The 636-nt window shown below is 65.4% G+C and carries 1 protein-coding gene; it reads right to left on the bottom strand.

Annotated features, from left to right (window positions below; all coding sequences use genetic code 11):
* Positions 1–636: immunoglobulin domain-containing protein (locus tag ABD949_RS06265; protein WP_345241677.1), on the bottom strand; the 636-nt coding region annotated here is incomplete at both ends.

Below are 636 nucleotides of genomic sequence, written 5' to 3'. Positions count from 1 at the left end.
GCCACCCCCGCAGTTGCCCACCGTCACACTCACCTGGGCCGTGCGCACCGCACAGCCACTGCGGCTCAAACTCACCGTATAGGTGTAGGTGCCACTCACCGCAGGTGGTACCGCCGAGACGCTCGGCCCGCTGCCGCTGTAGCCATTAGGCCCCGTCCAGCTGTAGCTCACCCCCGCGCAGTCCGCCCCGGTGCAACTGCCTGTCAGTTGCACCGGCGTGTTGCAGGCCGGACTGCTGTTGCTCACCGTGGCACTCGCACTAAACTCACAGGACACCACTACCGGGTTCACCTGTACTGCTGTGCTGCCACTGACACTACAGCCATTGCGCGTGATGGTCACCGTGTAGCTGCCCGCCTGTGACAGACTCACAGCCCCCAGTACCGGGTTCTGCTCACTACTGCTGAAGCCATTGGGACCGCTCCAGCGGTAAGTAGCTCCCGCTACCGCGTTGGCCGACAGCTGCAGGCTCTGACCCACCACTACCGGACCGCTGCTGCTGGCCATGGCCGTGTACTCACAGCTTACCCCCACATGAGCCAGCACACTGGCGGGGATCTCCTGCTTGGCTACGCCCGGCCCCTGCCAGCTCACCTGCAGACCCAGACCACCCGCCCCCTGGATGTAGCGCACCCG

Source organism: Nibrella saemangeumensis, from assembly GCF_039541915.1.
Lineage (GTDB): Bacteria > Bacteroidota > Bacteroidia > Cytophagales > Spirosomataceae > Nibrella > Nibrella saemangeumensis.
This window is presented reverse-complemented; position numbering and strand designations above follow the sequence as displayed.